Here is an 18,493-nt window from a genome sequence, read left to right as displayed (position 1 = left end):
CTTCGGTAGGTTGATAATCTTAATGAAATGTATATACCATGAGAAAATTATTCCTGTTTTTAGCTGTTCTGTTTGTGACGTTTCAGCAAGTCACTTTGGCTGCAATCAGAGAAGTGGCGAGTACCCCCGATTCTGTTTATTTCTTTTCCTTTGCCACTTCCGGTGATGACGGACGTAGCGGACTACGTTTTGCGTGGAGTATGGATCAAGAGAATTGGTTTGAGGTCGGTCGTAATTACGGCTATCTCCGTTGTGATTATAGCCGTTGGGGATCGCAGAAGAAAATGCTTGACCCTTGTTTGAAACAATCGTCCGAAGGCGAATGGATTTGTACATGGAAACTGAATGACCGTGACGGATATGGACAAGCTACCTCTAAAGACTTGATTTACTGGACCAGCCAGAAATATCCCCGTACCACTCCGGATTTTGAAGGAATGAGAGTAAAAGCGGTGGTTGCGGGAGAAGAGCAGAAAGGAAGTATCAACCGGGTAGCTTGGGAATTGGTAGATGGACTGAGCAAGCACTATGACTGGAATCAATATCGGAATTCATTATATGGAGAACGTCCGGTGCAGGATGGTGAACGTTTTGCCGGCTTGAAACCCGTGCAGGCAACGGTCACTGTGCAACCGGAACGTGCAAAAGAGATCAGTGAACTATTGTTGGGGGCTTTCTTTGAGGATATTAATTATTCGGCAGATGGCGGTCTTTATGCGGAACTGATTCAGAATCGTGATTTTGAATATGATCCTTCAGACAGGGAAGGAGATAAGAACTGGAACAGTACTCACTCGTGGGCGCTGAAAGGAGAAAAAGCGGGCTTTACTATTGATACAGCAGATCCTATCCATCCCAATAATCCGCATTATGCTGTGTTGAATGTGGAGCAACCGGGTGCGGCTTTAGTCAATGCCGGATTTGACGGTATTGCGTTGAATATTGGTGAAAAGTATGATTTTTCCATGTTCGCCCGTGTGCCGCAAGGTAAATCCAATAAATTGAAGATTCGTTTGGTAGATGGAGAAGGGAAGGTATGTGGAGAAACTTCTCTGTCTGTGTCTTCCCGCCAATGGAAGACATATAAAGCGGTGATTACTGCAAAAGTGACTGCGGATACGCACCTTGAGATTATCCCTCAATCGGCAGGAGAACTGAATCTGGATATGGTTTCCCTGTTTCCACAAAATACCTTCAAAGGACGTAAGAACGGTCTCCGCAAGGATTTGGCTCAGACGATAGCGGATATTCATCCCCGTTTCATCCGTTTCCCGGGTGGTTGTGTGGCTCATGGCGATGGTTTGAAAAATATTTATCAGTGGAAAAATACGGTAGGTCCGTTGGAAGCAAGAAAGGCGCAACGTAACCTTTGGGGATATCACCAGAGTATGGGATTGGGATACTTTGAGTATTTCCAGTTCTGCGAAGATATTGGTGCGGAACCGCTTCCGGTATTGGCTGCCGGTGTCCCTTGCCAGAATTCTGCTTGTCACGGCAACTTGGGAGGAGGGCAGCAAGGCGGCATTCCGATGAGCGAAATGGGAGCTTACATTCAGGATATTCTTGATCTGATAGAATGGGCAAACGGTGATGCGAAGAAGACAAAGTGGGGAAAGGTGCGCGCTGAAGCAGGCCATCCGAAACCTTTCAATCTGAAATATATCGGCATCGGCAACGAGGACCTTATCACCGATATCTTCAAAGAACGCTTCACGATGATATTCAATGCCATCAAAGAAAAATATCCGGAAATGATAGTTGTAGGTACGGTAGGACCGTTCAATGAGGGTACGGATTATGTGGAAGGATGGAAGCTGGCGGACAAACTAGGTGTTCCGATGGTGGACGAACATTATTATCAGTCTCCGGGATGGTTCCTGCATAATCAGGACTTCTACGACAAGTATGACCGTAGCAAGAAAACAAAAGTATATCTCGGAGAATATGCCACTCACATACCGGGACGGAAAGCAAATATTGAAACAGCTTTGACGGAAGCTCTTTATCTGGCGTCTTTGGAACGGAATGGGGATGTAGTACACATGACTTCCTATGCCCCTCTTCTTGCCAAAGAAAGACATACCCAATGGAATCCGGATTTGATTTACTTCAATAATCGGGAAGTGAAGCCTACTACCGGTTATTATGTTCAGAAGCTTTACGGGCAGAATGCCGGAAACGAATATTTGCCGTCCAAAATTGTTTTAGACAATAAAGACGATAAGGTGAGGAAGCGTTTTGCTTCTTCCATTGTTCGTGATTCGGCAAGCGGGGATGTGATTGTGAAACTGGTGAATCTGCTTCCGGTGGAGGTAAATACAAATGTGGATCTCTCCGGAATCGGTGCGGTACAACCTTCTGCGAAGAGAACCGTATTGACCGGTAAGCCGACGGATACTCCGTTACCTGTTGAAGACAGAATACAAATTGCAGAGAAGTTTGATTGCAACCTGCCCGCCTATTCTTTTACGGTGATCCGGATACAGAAGGTGAATTAATGGAAAGTAAACTGACATATCCCTAATACCATAGTAATGATTATGAAGAAACTGATAGGAACAGTATTGGCAAGTTTCTGCCTGACTTCTCTGATGGCGCAAGATATAGTGATGGACGGACCGGACGGGAAATTACAATTAGCGGTATTTGCTTCTTCGGAGGCGAAGCCTGTTTATTCTATTGTTTATAATGGAAAGACAATGCTGGAGAAATCTCCTCTGGGAATGGCCACCAATATTGGTGACTTTACAAAGGGGATGAAACTGACAGGACATTCCGTCACTCCGATTGATACCGTTTATGGTCAGAACCGTATCAAGACATCACAAATACACTATCGGGCGAACGAGCTGATTTGTAATTTTGAGAATCCCAAAGGGCAGAAAATGAATGTAACCTTCCGTATTGGCAACAATGACGTAGCGTTTCGATATAGTTTGCCTCGCCAGAATGGAAAAGGAAGTGTGATGGTGACTGCTGAAGAAACCGGTTTCCGTTTTCCACAGCAGACTACTACCTTCTTATGTCCGCAAAGTGATGCCATGATAGGTTGGAAACGAACAAAACCCAGTTACGAGGAAGAATATAAAGCGGATGCGCCTATGAGTGAGCGTTCGCAATACGGGCATGGCTACACATTCCCTTGCCTGTTCCGTATCGGAACTGATGGTTGGGCATTAATCAGTGAGACGGGGGTAGACAGCCGTTATTGCGGTTCACATTTGAGTGACGTGACTGAAGGTAATTTATATACAATCGCTTTTCCGATGGCGGAAGAAAATAACGGTAACGGAACTTCTGCTCCGGCGTTTGCCCTTCCCGGTGCCACTCCTTGGCGTACCATAACTGTTGGCGAGACCTTGAAACCGATTGTGGAAACGACTGTCACTTGGGATGTGGTACATCCTCTTTATGAAACGAAGCATGATTATCGTTTCGGACGCGGCACATGGAGTTGGATTCTCTGGCAGGATGACAGTATCAACTACAACGATCAGGTCCGCTATATAGATTTTGCTTCCGCAATGGGTTATGAATATGTATTGATTGACAATTGGTGGGATACAAGAATCGGTCGTGACTGCATGAAATCTCTAGTGGAATATGCACGGAGCAAGGGAGTGGAACTCTTCTTGTGGTATAGCTCTTCCGGCTATTGGAATGATATTGAGCAGGGACCGGTGAATCACATGGACAATGCCATTATCCGCAAACGTGAAATGAAATGGTTGCAGAGTCTTGGAGTGAAAGGAATCAAAGTAGATTTCTTTGGTGGTGACAAACAAGAGACGATGCGTCTGTATGAAGATATCTTGAGTGATGCTGACGATCACGGTCTGATGGTAATCTTCCACGGCTGTACCATCCCTCGCGGATGGGAACGTATGTACCCCAACTATGTAGGCAGCGAGGCTGTGCTCGCATCCGAGAATATGGTTTTCAACCAGCACTTTTGTGATGAGGAAGCTTTCAATACTTGCCTGCATCCGTTTATCCGCAATACGGTAGGTTGCATGGAATTCGGCGGTTGTTTTCTGAACAAACGGCTGAACCGCAACAATGACGGAGGAACTATCCGCCGTACTACTGATATCTTTCAATTAGCCACTACCGTATTATTCCAGAATCCGGTACAGAATTTTGCGCTTGCTCCCAACAACCTGAAAGATGTTTCCCCTGTTTGTATGGACTATATGAAAACGGTTCCTACCACGTGGGATGAAACACGTTTCATTGACGGATATCCGGGAAAATATGTAGTCTTGGCACGTCGCCACGGTGACACTTGGTATCTGGCGGCTGTGAATGCCGGGAAAGAAATCGTAAAGTTGAAATTGGATTTAGAAATGTTTGCCGGAAAAACCGTTTCTCTGTATAAGGATGATAAAAAAGGAGAACCTCAACTTGTGACGTTGAAAGTAAAAGAAAGCGGAAAAGTGCAACTGGAAATCCTTCCACAGGGAGGTGTTGTATTGGTGAACAACTAAATAATATGTGTTTAAAATGTCTTTCATCTCCCTTTCATCGTCTCTAATCTCCATGTTTTATCAATACCTATGTTTATGTATGCCGATGTCTGTGCGAGGAAATCGTTTATCTTTGCCTTTTGGCAAAGACCCTCGCAAATTCTATAAGATAGGTGTTGACTTCTTTTCCGAGACACGTGGTATTAAGGAGTGGAAAAGAATAATGGTCTTTTTGTATCCCTTTTTGACGTAAAATTGAACTCTATTTATCTAAGTATGGAGTACCTTTGTAGACGAAAAAAAACTAAAATAATATCATGAATTTGAATAGACATTACTTACTACTGTTGTTGATAGCAATGTTATTGATCCCTGCACAGGATCTGTCTGCGAAAAAGAAAAAACAAGTAAAAGAACCGATTGACCGTGAACTATGGACACGGGTATTGTATCGTATGGCTGCCCCTGTACTTAGTAATATGAGTGAGGGAAAGCTACAACAGAATATGCTGGTAGAGTTAAGTCCGACATGGGATGGACGGAATAAGAAAGTCACTTATATGGAGTGCTTCGGGCGTTTAATGGCAGGATTGGCACCTTGGATTTCATTACCGGATGATGATACAGTGGAGGGAGCTCAGCGTAAACAGTTACGTGAATGGGCTTTAAAGAGTTATGCGCAGGCTGTTGATCCGGAAAGTCCCGATTATCTGTTGTGGAGAAAAGAAGGACAGACGTTGGTGGATGCGGCTTACATCGCAGAAAGTTTCATAAGAGGATATGATGCCTTGTGGACCCCTTTGGACAGTATCACAAAACAGCGCTATATTACTGAATTTACACAGCTTCGCCGAGTAGATCCTCCTTATACTAATTGGTTGCTTTTTTCTGCTACGGTAGAATCTTTCTTGCGTAAGGCTGGTGCGGCTAGTGATACTTATCGCATTGCTTCGGCCCTGCGTAAAGTGGAGGAATGGTATGTCGGTGATGGCTGGTATTCGGATGGTAAGGATTTTGCTTTCGACTATTACAATAGTTTTGTGCTCCATCCTATGTATATAGAACCGTTGGAGATTATGACAAATGCCGGCAAGAATAAAGTGTGGAATATGCCGGACTGTGATTATAAACGTGCAGTCAAACGAATGCAGCGTTTCGGAATTATTCTGGAACGGTTTGTTTCTCCGGAAGGGACTCTCCCTGTATTCGGTCGTTCTATCACTTATCGTACGGGAACTTTGCAACCGCTGGCGTTGCTGGCATGGAGAGAGTGGCTTCCTGAAGAATTATCGAACGGACAAGTACGTGCGGCTATGACGGCGGTTATTAAACGGATGTTCGGAGATGACCGTAACTTTAATGAAAAAGGATTCCTTACTTTAGGATTCAATGGTAAACAGCCGAATATATCAGATTGGTATACTAATAATGGCAGCTTATATATGGCGTCACTCGCTTTTCTTCCGTTGGGGCTTCCCGCCAGTCACCCGTTTTGGACATCACCTACTGAGGATTGGACAAGTAAGAAAGCTTGGGAAGGAAAAGACTTTCCGAAAGATCATGCCGTTCATTAAAAGAAATTAACCGATAATTATTTTGTATATGATTAGATTATTATTACTGATTGTAGTTGGTATAGGAGCTTTCCTTCCAATATCAATACAAGCTCAAAAGAATACGAGTTTTATCCCCGGAGAAGTTTGGAAAGATACGGACGGGAATCCGATCAATGCCCATGGTGGTGGACTTCTATATCATAACGGCACTTACTATTGGTATGGTGAATACAAGAAAGGGAAAACCATCTTGCCTGACTGGGCTACGTGGGAGTGTTATCGTACGGATGTGGTCGGAGTAGGTTGTTACTCTTCTAAAGACTTGCTGAATTGGAAATTTGAGGGTATTGTACTTCCGGCAGTTAAAGACGATCCGAATCATGACCTGCATCCCTCCAAAGTATTGGAACGTCCGAAAGTGGTTTATAATAAGAATACGGGCAAATTTGTAATGTGGGCCCATGTGGAAAGTGCTGATTACAGTAAGGCTTGTGCCGGAGTGGCAGTTTCCGATTCTCCTGTCGGTCCGTTCGTTTATCAGGGAAGTTTTCGTCCGAACAATGCGATGAGCCGCGATCAGACTGTTTTTGTGGATGATGATGGACGTGCTTATCAGTTTTATTCTTCAGAAAATAATGAAACGATGTATATCAGCCTTCTGACTGATGATTATCTGAAACCGAGCGGACGTTTTACACGCAATTTCGTAAAAGAATCGAGAGAGGCTCCGGCAGTATTTAAATATAATGGTAAATATTATATGTTAAGTTCCGGTTGTACTGGCTGGGATCCTAATATAGCCGAGATCGCAGTAGCCGATTCTATTATGGGAACATGGAAGACAATCGGAAACCCTTGTACGGGACCGGATGCAGATAAAACGTTTTATGCCCAGAGTACTTATGTCCAGCCCGTTGTCGGAAAGAAGGATGCATATATTGCCATGTTCGACCGTTGGAAGAAGAAGGATTTGGAAGATTCCCGTTATGTATGGCTGCCTGTGTTGGTAAAAGATGGGAAAATAACTATCCCTTGGCATGAAAAATGGAACCTTTCTATCTTTGACAAATAAAAAATAAATATGAAACGGATACTGCTACTACTTTGCGGAATAATGCTCGTTCCCGTTATTGCCTGTTCCCAGCATCTGGTTGAAGTGGGAAAGGGGTATAGCTGTACTTCGGTCAATACGACGGTCTTTCGGAATAATTCGCTGGTTACACACGGTGATGAACAATATATCAGTTATTACGATAACGATGGTTATCTGGTACTTGGAAAGCGGAAACTGGATTCGGAACAATGGACATTACATCGCACCCAATATCAGGGAAATGTGAAGGATGCTCATAATATAATTAGTATGATGATAGATGGAGAAGGATATATACACGTATCTTTTGACCATCATGGACATCCATTGAATTACTGCCGGAGCATTGCTCCCGGTTCTCTGGAACTGGGGGATAAAATGCCCATGACCGGAGTTGACGAAGGAAATGTCACCTATCCGGAGTTCTATCCTTTATCCGGGGGAGATTTATTGTTTGTTTACCGCTCTGGTTCTTCGGGTCGTGGAAATCTAGTAATGAACCGTTATTCGCTGAAAGAACACAAATGGACTCGTGTGCAGGATATACTGATCGACGGGGAAAATAAACGGAATGCCTATTGGCAGTTATATGTTGATGAGAAAGGGACGATTCATCTTTCATGGGTATGGCGCGAGACCTGGCATGTGGAAACAAACCATGATATTTGTTATGCCCGTTCTTTTGATAATGGGGTAACTTGGTATAAGACGAGTGGAGAACGATATGAACTCCCAATCAAATTATCCAATGCGGAGTATGCCTGTCGTTTACCTCAAAACTGTGAGTTGATAAATCAGACGAGTATGAGTGCCGATACGGGAGGAAATCCGTATATAGCTACTTATTGGCGGGAATCCGATAGTGATGTTCCTCAATACCGCATCGTCTGGAATGACGGAAAGGTGTGGCATCAACGGCAGATAACCGATCGCCGGACACCTTTTACCTTGAAAGGTGGAGGTACGAAAATGATCCCTATTGCCCGTCCGCGTATTGTGGTAGAGGGTGGAGAAGTCTTTTATATTTTCCGTGACGAAGAACGGGGAAGCCGTGTGTCGATGGCACATGCGACTGATGTGGGTACGAGTAAGTGGACGATAACGGATCTGACGGATTTTTCGGTGGATGCCTGGGAACCCTCTCATGATACGGAACTTTGGAAAAAGCAGCGGAAACTGCATCTCTTTGTACAACACACCCGTCAGGGAGACGGTGAACGCACAGCGGAAATTGAGCCTCAAATGATATATGTATTGGAAACGAATATGGATACAAATAAATAAAGATATGAAGAAACTATATGCAACTCTTTTTTCTGCACTCTTTCTAGGCGGTGCAATCTGTGCAAGTTGTACGGATAAGAAGGATGCTTCTGCTGAAGAAGTGATAAACACCATTCATAAAGTGAATAATTATTGGCAGACGAATCATCCGGAACACGGACGTTCTTTTTGGGATAATGCCGCCTATCACACCGGAAATATGGAAGCTTATTTTTTGACTAAGCAGCCGGAGTATTTGGAATATTCGAAAGCCTGGGCGGAACATAATGAATGGAAAGGGGCAAAATCAGATCATAAGGAAAACTGGAAGTACAGTTACGGTGAAAGTGATGATTATGTGCTTTTCGGTGACTATCAGATTTGTTTCCAGACGTATGCCGATCTCTATAATCTGGAACCGGATACACAGAAAATAGCCCGTGCCCGCGAAGTGATGGAATATCAGATGAGTACCCCCAATCATGATTATTGGTGGTGGGCAGATGGCTTATATATGGTCATGCCGGTCATGACAAAGATGTATAACATTACTAAGAATCCGCTCTATTTGGAGAAACTGCATGAATACCTCGCCTATGCTGATAGTATTATGTATGATGAAGAGGCCGGACTTTATTACCGGGATGGAAAATACGTGTATCCTAAACACAAGAGTGTGAACGGCAAAAAGGATTTCTGGGCACGTGGAGACGGCTGGGTATTGGCCGGATTGGCAAAAGTCTTGAAAGAACTTCCTGAAACAGATAAGTATCGTCCGGAATATATAGATCGTTTCCGTACCCTGGCTAAGTCGGTTGCTGCTTGTCAACAGCCGGAAGGTTACTGGACACGCAGTATGCTCGATCCGCTGCATGCACCGGGACCGGAAACCAGTGGAACGGCTTTCTTTACCTATGGTTTACAATGGGGAATTAATAACGGTTTTCTGGATGCTGCAGAATATCAGCCGGTGGTTGAAAAAGCATGGAAATATCTCTCAACAGTTGCTTTGCAGCCTGATGGCAAGATTGGTTATGTGCAACCGATTGGTGAGAAAGCGATACCCGGTCAGGTGGTAGACGCAAACTCAACTTCGAATTTTGGAGTAGGTGCGTTTCTATTGGCAGCCTGCGAACGGGTTCGTTATTTGAATAAATAATTTAATTCAGCATTAAGCTCATATATGGCTTTAACGGCTGAAATATTCTATTGGTTAATTCACTAATATTCATTTGTATATGTGCACCGGGCAGTCGCTCGGTGCTATACATACACTTTCCTTTGCGTAAGTAATAATAACCGTTATTTACGGGTAATTGTTTGTCCGATAATTCCAGCTGCATTTCATCTTCAGGAAAAGCTGCGGCATAGATTTGCAGCACTTCTTTGGCATTGATGATACGTGCCATGCCTAGCGGATGTTGAGGCTGTTTATCTTCAGGAGGCAGTAGTTGAACCATACGCTTGCATTCTGTATGTTGCTTGATAGCGTGCAGTAGACTATACTCTACATCTTTGTTCTCAGCCAAAAGTTCATTAATAATGATACTCTCCTCTCTTCTATAGATAAAGGCTATCCCTCTTATTTCATATTCCTGTCTGGCTAGAAAGAGCATTCCGTTGCTGACGGAGAGGTCTTCCATGATAACTTGAAAGTCTTCCGAAGTGTGTTGGATGCAACAAGAGCGTTCGGACAACTTCTTGTTTAAATAGGAATATACCTCATCTTGATATTCCACGATGATTTCAATGTTGATATCTTTAGAAGGAAAAGGAATAACCTCAGGTAAGGCTATTGTTTTCGTAGAGTATTTGAATACTGAAGCATATCCCATGTGGGCATAATAGTCGAACAACCAAGGCTCTGCCGGTATCAATGTGCTAAAGTGTACCTCATTGCGTAACATTCGTGCAAAAGACTGGGATAAAAGCTCGCGCATGACCCCTTTGCTTCGGAAATCAGGATGAGTACAAGCACCTGAAATATAAGAAGTTTGTACGGTCTTTCCACAGAAAGTCATCGGATAAGGAAGCATCTGAAGTGCCGAAACTACCTTGTCGCCATTTTGGATAACAGCATTTACCTCGTTCTTATAGCGGAGTCTGAAATACAGATCAATAAATTCTTCACTATCTTGAAAGCAGATTCTCCATAAAGCTTTTACTTGTTCTTTAACTGTCATGTTCGCCGAATATTACCATTTAACCATATCCATCGGATGACTCTTAAGACAAGCCATATACTTCTCCAAGATGGTGACCGGCTGATAAGATAATTTGGCTTTTCGTAAGCCTTCGATACCTAAATCCTCTTCCCGGTTGATATAAATATACTGTTCGGGGATTCGATTGGCAAATTCATAATTGATCATGGCGTATGCGCCATCAATGGTAGTGTCTGCTTTTTCCACGTGCACTCCGAAGGTTTCATGATTGATAGGCATACCGAAAGTAAATGCCACGATCTTGCCGTTCACGCGCAGGATACCTCCTGTCAAACCGAGTGCTTCGAAGTTGTGAAGAGCGTAAACCAATGCGCGGCGTTCATTGCCTGTCCCTTCCTGCTGGTCACAATTATTCACTTTACACCACTCAGCCTCCAAGTCCAAGCATTCCCGGATGCGGTCCGGAGTGATCGGAGCATATTCATAATCCGGATACGTGTTACGAAACCGGTTGATATGATTTCTCTTTGCCTGAAATTTCTTGCCTTTTAATGTAGACAGGTCACTCCGCAGATAAATATAATCCGCATAATCACGGTCTTCCGTAAATGTGAATTGTTCCGGGAGGATAGTCTCAAGCTCTGCACGCATATTGGCGCATACTCCCAGCATACAGAAGGGCTGGTTCTCCTTACCTGCATCCTCGATCAATTCTTTTAGAGCTGCTTTCAGGTCTCCTGTTCCTACCGGCATCATATACGCCAATTGTTCTCCGGCCCAGAATTTGAAAACTAAAAAGTTGTCGACTACTGCGAATTGAGTATTATATAAGAATCTCCAACTGCAAAGATTAGAGAACGACAAGTCGCAGTTACGTCGATTACTTTTCATTGTGAATGAGGTAATCGTGTCTTTGTCTGCTAATGTGATATCTTGAAATGGAATCATAAAGTTGCATTTTGCGTTTAACTCTTTATATAACGGATAATCAGGATATTTTGTTTTTATAAAATACCTAATAATCGAAGGATGGTAGGTGTTAATAATGCTGTGAATATACCATTCAGCGTCAGTCCCAGGCTGGCGTATGCTCCATATTTGCTGCTGATATCCATTGCAGTGGAGGTTCCGACGGCATGGGCGGCTGTTCCCATGGAGAGACCTTGTGCAATAGGGCTGCCTACATGCATGATTTTCATGGTCTTAAAGCCACAGATAGCTCCCAAGAGACCTACTGCCACTACAACTGCCGCCGTTAGTGACGGAATACCGCCGATGGCTTTGGTTACTTCCATCGCAATCGGAGTAGTAACCGATTTCGGAGCCAGTGACAGGATTACCTCTTGTGAGGCTCCCATAAATTTCGCAATCAGTACAACTGAAATAACTCCGACGATGCAGCCTGCCAGTTGAGACAGTAGAATAGGCAACAACTGCTTTTTTATCATTTCCAGTTGGAGATATAAAGGTACGCCTAAAGCCACAACGGCCGGGCGTAGCCAGAATTCGATCAGATGTCCTCCTTTATTGTATGTCTCATAAGAGATATTGGTCATTTTAAGGAAGATGATTAATAGTGCGATGGTCAGCAATATAGGATTTAATAATACCAGTCCTGTTTTCTTCTGAAGCAGTTTGGCAAAGAAGAAAATCCCGAAGGTAATGGCCAGCAGGAAGAAATTATTTTCTAAGAAGCTCATTTGGTCTTATGTGTTAAGTTGATTTTACGGACGATCTGATGAACCCATCCCGTTACGACAAGTACAAGTGCGGTACTGACAATGGTAGCTATCACAATCGGCCAGAATTCAGCAGCGATTACATCGAAGTACAACATGAGCGCCACACCGGGCGGAACGAAAAAGAATCCTAAGTTAGCAACCAGAAAGTCGGACAATCCCTGTACCCAGTGCAGTTTAATCCAACCTAATTTCAAAAAGAGGGTGAGTAGCAGCATTCCGATAATGCTGGAAGGAAGTTTGATTCCTGTAAAGTAAACGATTAGTTCACCCAAAGCCAAACAGCCAAATAAGATGGCACACTGACGTATCATATACTAATAACCTATTGATTTTGTTTGAAAACGCTGCAAAGGTATGAAAAATAGGAGTACAGTGTTAAATATTATAATATTTTAGATGTGGGGGAGAAAAATGGACTAAATTGTAATGTGGATATTACAAAATTGACTACTTTTGCACCGCAAATAACAAATTGTAAGCAGGTTTTATAATAATATTCAATATATCTATGCTCAATTTAATCAACCAAATCGTTGCGCGTGCAAAAGCAGACCGCCAACGTATTGTTCTTCCTGAAGGAACTGAAGAACGCACATTGAAAGCTGCCAATCAGATTTTGACAGACGAAGTTGCTGACCTTATTTTGCTGGGTAAACCGGCTGAAATCAATGAGCTTGCTGCAAAATGGGGCTTGGGAAATATCAGCAAGGCTACTATCATCGATCCTGAAACTTCTCCGAAACATGAAGAGTATGCACAGTTGCTGTGTGAGTTGCGCAAGAAGAAAGGGATGACTATCGAAGAGGCTCGTAATTTGACAAACGATCCTTTGTTCTATGGTTGTTTAATGATTAAGAGCGGTGATGCTGACGGTCAGTTGGCAGGTGCCCGCAACACTACCGGTAATGTATTGCGTCCTGCTTTGCAGATTATCAAGACTGCTCCGGGAATCACTTGTGTATCAGGCGCAATGTTGTTGCTGACACATGCTCCGGAATGCGGAAAGAACGGTATTTTGGTAATGGGTGACGTAGCGGTAACTCCGGTTCCGGATGCTAACCAGTTGGCTCAGATTGCTGTTTGTACAGCACAGACTGCTAAGGCTGTTGCCGGTATCGAAACTCCGAAAGTTGCTATGTTGAGCTTCTCTACCAAAGGATCTGCTAAACATGAGGTGGTGGACAAAGTGGTAGAGGCTACAAAGATTGCCAAAGAAATGGCTCCGACTCTCGACTTGGACGGAGAAATGCAAGCTGATGCAGCTCTTGTTCCTGAAGTAGGTGCAAGCAAAGCTCCGGGTTCACAAGTTGCCGGACAAGCAAATGTATTGGTTGTGCCGAGTCTGGAAGTTGGTAATATCTCCTACAAATTAGTTCAACGTCTGGGACACGCTGATGCAATCGGCCCGATTCTTCAAGGTATCGCCCGTCCGGTGAATGACTTGTCTCGCGGTTGTTCTATCGAAGATGTATATCGTATGATTGCTATTACAGCTAATCAGGCTATCGCAGCAAAAGCTAACCATTAATCACTAACCCGTTAAACACTGAATACATGAAGATTCTGGTATTGAACTGCGGAAGTTCATCTATTAAATATAAATTGTTCGACATGACCACTAAAGAGGTGATTGCTCAAGGTGGTATCGAGAAAATCGGTCTGAAAGGATCATTCCTTAAACTGACTCTGCCGAATGGAGAAAAGAAAATCCTGGAAAAGGATATTCCGGAACATACAGTAGGAGTAGAGTTTATTTTGAATACATTGATTAATCCTGAATATGGGGCAATCAAGTCTTTGGAAGAAATCAATGCGGTAGGTCATCGTATGGTGCACGGAGGCGAACGTTTCAGTGAGTCTGTATTGCTGAACAAAGAAGTATTGGAAGCTTTTACGGCTTGCAATGACTTGGCTCCGCTTCACAATCCTGCCAACTTGAAAGGTGTGAATGCCGTGTCCGCTATTCTTCCTGACATTCCTCAGGTAGGTGTATTTGATACAGCGTTCCATCAGACTATGCCTGACTATGCATATATGTATGCTATTCCTTATGAATTGTATGAAAAGTATGCAGTACGCCGTTATGGTTTCCACGGAACTTCCCACCGTTATGTTTCAAAGCGTGTATGCGAGTACTTGGGCATAACTCCGGAAGGAAAGAAGATCATTACTTGTCATATTGGTAATGGTGGTTCTATCGCTGCTATCAAGGATGGCAAGTGTATGGATACTACGATGGGTTTAACCCCGTTGGAAGGCTTGATGATGGGTACTCGTAGCGGTGATATCGATGCCGGTGCAGTAACTTTTATCATGGAAAAAGAGGGCTTGAATACAACCGGTGTTTCCAATTTGCTGAACAAAAAGAGCGGTGTACTGGGAGTTTCAGGTGTATCAAGCGATATGCGTGAATTGGATGCGGCTTGTAAAGCCGGCAATCCGAAAGCAATTCTTGCTGAAAAAATGTATTACTATCGTATTAAGAAATACATCGGTGCTTACGCTGCTGCATTGGGTGGTGTGGATATTGTATTGTTTACAGGTGGTGTCGGTGAGAACCAGTCACTGTGTCGCGAGGAAGTATGCAAGGGATTGGAATTTATGGGTATCGAGATCGATAAGTCTGTCAATGATAAGATTCATGGTGACGAAGCTGTAATCTCAACTCCTGCTTCTAAAGTGAAAGTTGTAGTAATTCCGACAGATGAAGAGTTATTGATCGCTTCTGATACAATGGATATCCTGAAGAAATAAGTTCATAAACTCCGGATATAGAAAAGGCGGCTCGGTGACGAAGCTGCCTTTTTTATTAGCTATCTTTCATGGTTCTCGTTTTTTTTACCTTACTTTGTATCTTGAAATAGAGCCATAACCGATTGATATGCGTTACTCCGTTATAATTCCCGTTTATAATCGTCCCGACGAGGTGGACGAACTGTTGAAGAGTCTGACTACCCAGCATTTCACAGATTTTGAAGTGATTGTGGTAGAAGACGGTTCATCTGTTCCCTGTAAAGAAATAGTAGACCGATATACGGATAAGTTGGATATAAAATATTTCTTTAAATCTAACTCCGGACCGGGGCAGAGCCGTAATTACGGGGCAGAACGTAGCGAAGGAGAATACCTTATTATATTGGATTCTGATGTCATCCTTCCCGAAGGCTACTTCGATGCGGTAGAGAAGGAGCTTGCCGTTTCTCCTGCCGACGCTTTTGGCGGCCCCGACCGTGCACACGATTCTTTCACTGATATTCAGAAGGCAATCAACTATTCCATGACCTCTTTCTTCACGACCGGAGGCATTCGTGGCGGAAAAAAGAAGATGGACAAATTCTATCCCCGTAGTTTTAATATGGGAGTTCGCCGGGCAGTGTACGAGGCTTTGGGAGGTTTTTCAAAGATGCGTTTCGGTGAGGATATTGATTTCAGTATCCGTATATTCAAAGGTGGTTACATCTGCCGTCTTTTTCCTGATGCCTGGGTATATCATAAACGTCGGACTGACTTGAAGAAATTCTTCAAGCAGGTGCATAACTCCGGTATTGCCCGTATTAATCTTTATAAGAAATATCCGGATTCTCTGAAACTGGTACATTTGCTTCCGGCGGTATTCACATTGGGAGTAGCACTTCTATTATTAGGAACCCCCTTCTGCCTCTTCAGTTTCATGCCGATCATTCTCTATGCATTGCTCGTATGCGTTGATTCTACTATTCAGAATAAAAGTCTGTCTATTGGCGTTTATTCCATTGCCGCTGCATTTATACAGCTTATAGGCTATGGTACAGGCTTTTGGCGCGCATGGTGGCAACGTTGTATCAGAGGGAAGGATGAGTTTGAGGCTTTCCAAAAGAATTTTTATAAGTAGTCCATTTTTTATTTGCCTATTACTATTCCTGTTTTTGTTTAAAAGGAATGTTGTCTGACACCCGGGTCTCAATACATCTGACACCCGGGTGTCATGCTACCCAACACCCGGGTGTCAGGTATGCCGAGACCCGGGTGTCAGACAACTCATTCTTGCATGGAAAAAAAGTAATGGATGCAATCGAAGGAATTTTTATCGGCTATATCTTTTTTCATTTAGTGGAGTGCAAATCACATTTCTTATTCGTCCCTTAAATCCCAGCAATTTGTCGCCTATCTGTTTCAATGGAAAGATAAGTGTTTCCTGATACCAAATGCTGTCTTTACGCTGGCTTTTTTGATTGTAAACTACACCGATTCGTCCTTCCAAACGTTCTTGTAGCTCTCCGTTTATGTAAAGTGAGGTCCCTTTGGCATCTCCCTCTACACGAACCTTTGTCCATTTTTCCACAGGCAAACGATAGGAATGGAAGATGAATTCATAACCGTCGCGCGAGAATGAGAATTTACCCGTATTTTGCCAGTTCGCGGTGAAAACAGAATGGGGACCTTTGAATAAGACCGCATCGATGTTGGGCTTTGGATCTGCGTAGATCTCAAATTCCACACTATATGGATAACCGATTTCGGGTATAGAGGTAAGAACCGAGTCGTTACCTTGCAGGATAATTTCCTGGCCGGAAAGTGTTAGGTCTTTTCTGCCATCTATGCTGGCCTGTAGATTTACGCCCGGTGCTTCCGGTGTTGTTCTGCACCATGTTTCGAAGGTTTCAAACGGTATGTTTCTTGTGTTTTCTCCTTTCCAAAGTTTCTCGCTCATAACCTGCATGGCAGGAAAGGTGCGTATATGTACATCCTGTTGACTGATTCCATTTCCGACACGGTCGTTCCATACGGCAAACATGGCTCCTGATAAATTAGCTGACTGTTCTATCATTTTTCCTTTTTGCATCATTCGTGGTGACCAATTCTCATATATCCATTGATGGTCTAGGAAATCATGGTAATAGTTTACGGCTGGCACGATATATAGAAAAGCATCACAAGTATTAATCACTTTGGCTCCTTTCCGTAGTGCGGTTTCTAAGTCTAGCCAGTTATAATTCCATGCATTGACTGTTTTTTCTTTCAGATTTACGGGCGTTTTTCCTTTCATCTGTTTCAAGCTTCCCCATAGTCGCGGATTTTTCCCATATTGGGTGATGTATTTCAGATAGTATTCTGTAAAATAGCGGAATTGTTCCGCTTCTTTGAGGTTGTACTCATCAGTGCCGATATGTACGTCCGGTCCGACAAATACCGGGTGATCTCCCGAGAGGTATTCATTGAATAAAGTATCAAGGAAATCATATACCTCTTTTTTATAGAGGTCGAGATGATCCATACCATATTCTTTTTTGTCGGCTGCCAGTATCGGATTGTAATGAGTGAAAGCGAGTGAGTGTGCCGGAACATCAATTTCTGGGATGATATTGATTCCATATTGTGCGGCCATTTGCTGGAAGTTGCGGAATTCTTCTTTGGTGTAGGAACCATCTTTGGATGTGAGTCCCGGAAAACGGTCGCTTTCCAATCTGAAGGCGGCGTATGTTTTGTTCCAGTCATTATCGAAAAACTCAACGAAACCATTATCATTCAGATGTATTTGCAGTTCATTCATTTTATAGAACGAGAGAATTTTTACGTAATCCTGCAAATAGTCCATTGTGAAAAATTTCCTGGCTACGTCAATCATCAGTCCGCGGTGAGCATACTGCGGATAATCCAATGCTTTTCCTTTCATGAGTCCGAGAGGCTGGTTATGGATCATTTGCAACAGCGTGCGAGTTCCCCAGAATGCTCCTTTTACGGTGGAGGCTTCGATGGTTACATGGTTGCGTATATCCAGTTCATAGCTTTCTTTTCCCAATGATGAAGGGGATTTTTTCAGAGACAGATAGATAGAATGATTTTTCGGTTTTCCGGAGGTTACCTGATAATTCCAGCCGAACATATCTTTTAAGTCTTTTGCCATTATTTCCGCAGTTTCTTTCAACAGGTTTTCTGCTCCCGAAGCAATTATAATCTTTCCAGTTTCCGGTAGCATCAGTTTGCCTTTTACTGCATCCCAATGTTGTAAGGAGGGAATTACTTGTGGGATATCTGCTTGCGCATACACTACCATTCCTAATGCTAAGAAGATGGATAATATGTTTATTCTCTTTTTCATATTTATTAGATGTTTATTAAATCTTGATAATGCAAAACTACGGTATTTGAAAATAGGGGAATTCTAAAAATAGACTTATAGCTTCCAAAATTTATTTTTTCAGTTATATAGAACTATCTTTGTGACCTA

Annotated in this window: 14 protein-coding genes; 9 read left to right on the top strand and 5 right to left on the bottom strand. The window is 43.2% G+C overall.

The genetic code is table 11. From position 1 onward, the window contains the following. The first annotated feature begins 38 nt into the window (after positions 1-38). The 6 genes from ACNOGP_RS01995 to ACNOGP_RS01970 all read left to right on the top strand — a co-directional run bounded on the left by ACNOGP_RS01995 (position 39) and on the right by ACNOGP_RS01970 (position 9,537). A complete protein-coding gene (locus tag ACNOGP_RS01995; protein ID WP_418213950.1) occupies positions 39-2,498 on the top strand; it encodes an alpha-L-arabinofuranosidase C-terminal domain-containing protein in 2,460 nt (819 codons plus the stop codon). A gap of 42 nt (positions 2,499-2,540) precedes the next feature. Beyond that, complete coding sequence (locus ACNOGP_RS01990; protein ID WP_418213949.1) at positions 2,541-4,487, top strand: glycoside hydrolase family 97 protein; 1,947 nt, start codon at positions 2,541-2,543, stop codon at positions 4,485-4,487. Between the two features lie 296 nt (positions 4,488-4,783). After that, a complete protein-coding gene (locus ACNOGP_RS01985; protein ID WP_418213948.1) occupies positions 4,784-6,040 on the top strand; it encodes a DUF2264 domain-containing protein in 1,257 nt (418 codons plus the stop codon). A gap of 28 nt (positions 6,041-6,068) precedes the next feature. Then, on the top strand, positions 6,069-7,094 hold the full coding sequence (locus ACNOGP_RS01980; protein WP_418213947.1) for a glycoside hydrolase family 43 protein: 1,026 nt from the start codon (positions 6,069-6,071) through the stop codon (positions 7,092-7,094). A 9-nt stretch (positions 7,095-7,103) separates the two neighbouring features. Continuing rightward, on the top strand, positions 7,104-8,399 hold the full coding sequence (locus ACNOGP_RS01975) for a BNR repeat-containing protein (protein WP_418213946.1): 1,296 nt from the start codon (positions 7,104-7,106) through the stop codon (positions 8,397-8,399). A 4-nt stretch (positions 8,400-8,403) separates the two neighbouring features. Next, entirely contained in the window at positions 8,404-9,537 is a 1,134-nt protein-coding gene (locus ACNOGP_RS01970; protein ID WP_052587983.1) for a glycoside hydrolase family 88 protein, read from the top strand. Between the two features lies 1 nt (position 9,538). Here ACNOGP_RS01970 and ACNOGP_RS01965 read toward each other — a convergent pair whose 3' ends face one another. The 4 genes from ACNOGP_RS01965 to ACNOGP_RS01950 are packed head-to-tail and all read right to left on the bottom strand — an operon-like array spanning position 9,539 to position 12,596. Continuing rightward, complete coding sequence (locus ACNOGP_RS01965) at positions 9,539-10,561, bottom strand: GNAT family N-acetyltransferase (RefSeq protein WP_418213945.1); 1,023 nt, start codon at positions 10,559-10,561, stop codon at positions 9,539-9,541. A 12-nt stretch (positions 10,562-10,573) separates the two neighbouring features. Beyond that, the gene (locus ACNOGP_RS01960) at positions 10,574-11,491 is read right to left on the bottom strand and encodes a DUF2156 domain-containing protein (protein ID WP_143867514.1); all 918 of its coding nucleotides are present in this window, start codon (positions 11,489-11,491) and stop codon (positions 10,574-10,576) included. Between the two features lie 56 nt (positions 11,492-11,547). Further along, the gene (locus ACNOGP_RS01955) at positions 11,548-12,243 is read right to left on the bottom strand and encodes an LrgB family protein (protein WP_007763832.1); all 696 of its coding nucleotides are present in this window, start codon (positions 12,241-12,243) and stop codon (positions 11,548-11,550) included. Continuing rightward, positions 12,240-12,596 (bottom strand): CidA/LrgA family protein, encoded by a 357-nt coding sequence (locus ACNOGP_RS01950; protein WP_007763834.1) that lies wholly within the window; start codon positions 12,594-12,596, stop codon positions 12,240-12,242. The genes ACNOGP_RS01955 and ACNOGP_RS01950 overlap by 4 nt, the downstream gene beginning before the upstream one ends. 197 nt (positions 12,597-12,793) lie before the next feature. On the opposite strand from ACNOGP_RS01950, the gene pta reads away from it, so the two are divergent. The 3 genes from pta to ACNOGP_RS01935 all read left to right on the top strand — a co-directional run bounded on the left by pta (position 12,794) and on the right by ACNOGP_RS01935 (position 16,156). Continuing rightward, entirely contained in the window at positions 12,794-13,813 is a 1,020-nt protein-coding gene (gene pta, locus ACNOGP_RS01945) for a phosphate acetyltransferase (protein ID WP_007763837.1), read from the top strand. A gap of 26 nt (positions 13,814-13,839) precedes the next feature. Further along, the gene (locus ACNOGP_RS01940; RefSeq protein WP_007755020.1) at positions 13,840-15,039 is read left to right on the top strand and encodes an acetate kinase; all 1,200 of its coding nucleotides are present in this window, start codon (positions 13,840-13,842) and stop codon (positions 15,037-15,039) included. Between the two features lie 127 nt (positions 15,040-15,166). After that, positions 15,167-16,156 carry a glycosyltransferase gene (locus ACNOGP_RS01935; RefSeq protein WP_418213944.1) on the top strand — a complete coding sequence of 330 codons (990 nt, stop codon included), beginning with the start codon at positions 15,167-15,169 and terminating at the stop codon, positions 16,154-16,156. A gap of 192 nt (positions 16,157-16,348) precedes the next feature. Here the strand turns inward: ACNOGP_RS01935 and ACNOGP_RS01930 are convergent, their stop codons facing one another. Then, positions 16,349-18,364 carry a family 20 glycosylhydrolase gene (locus tag ACNOGP_RS01930; RefSeq protein WP_418213943.1) on the bottom strand — a complete coding sequence of 672 codons (2,016 nt, stop codon included), beginning with the start codon at positions 18,362-18,364 and terminating at the stop codon, positions 16,349-16,351. Positions 18,365-18,493: the final 129 nt, after the last annotated feature.

Origin of the sequence: Bacteroides difficilis (assembly GCF_048319815.1) — a bacterium.
Taxonomy (GTDB): domain Bacteria; phylum Bacteroidota; class Bacteroidia; order Bacteroidales; family Bacteroidaceae; genus Bacteroides; species Bacteroides zhangwenhongii.
Note: the sequence above shows the minus strand (reverse complement) of the source record. Positions and strands in the feature narration are given on the sequence as shown.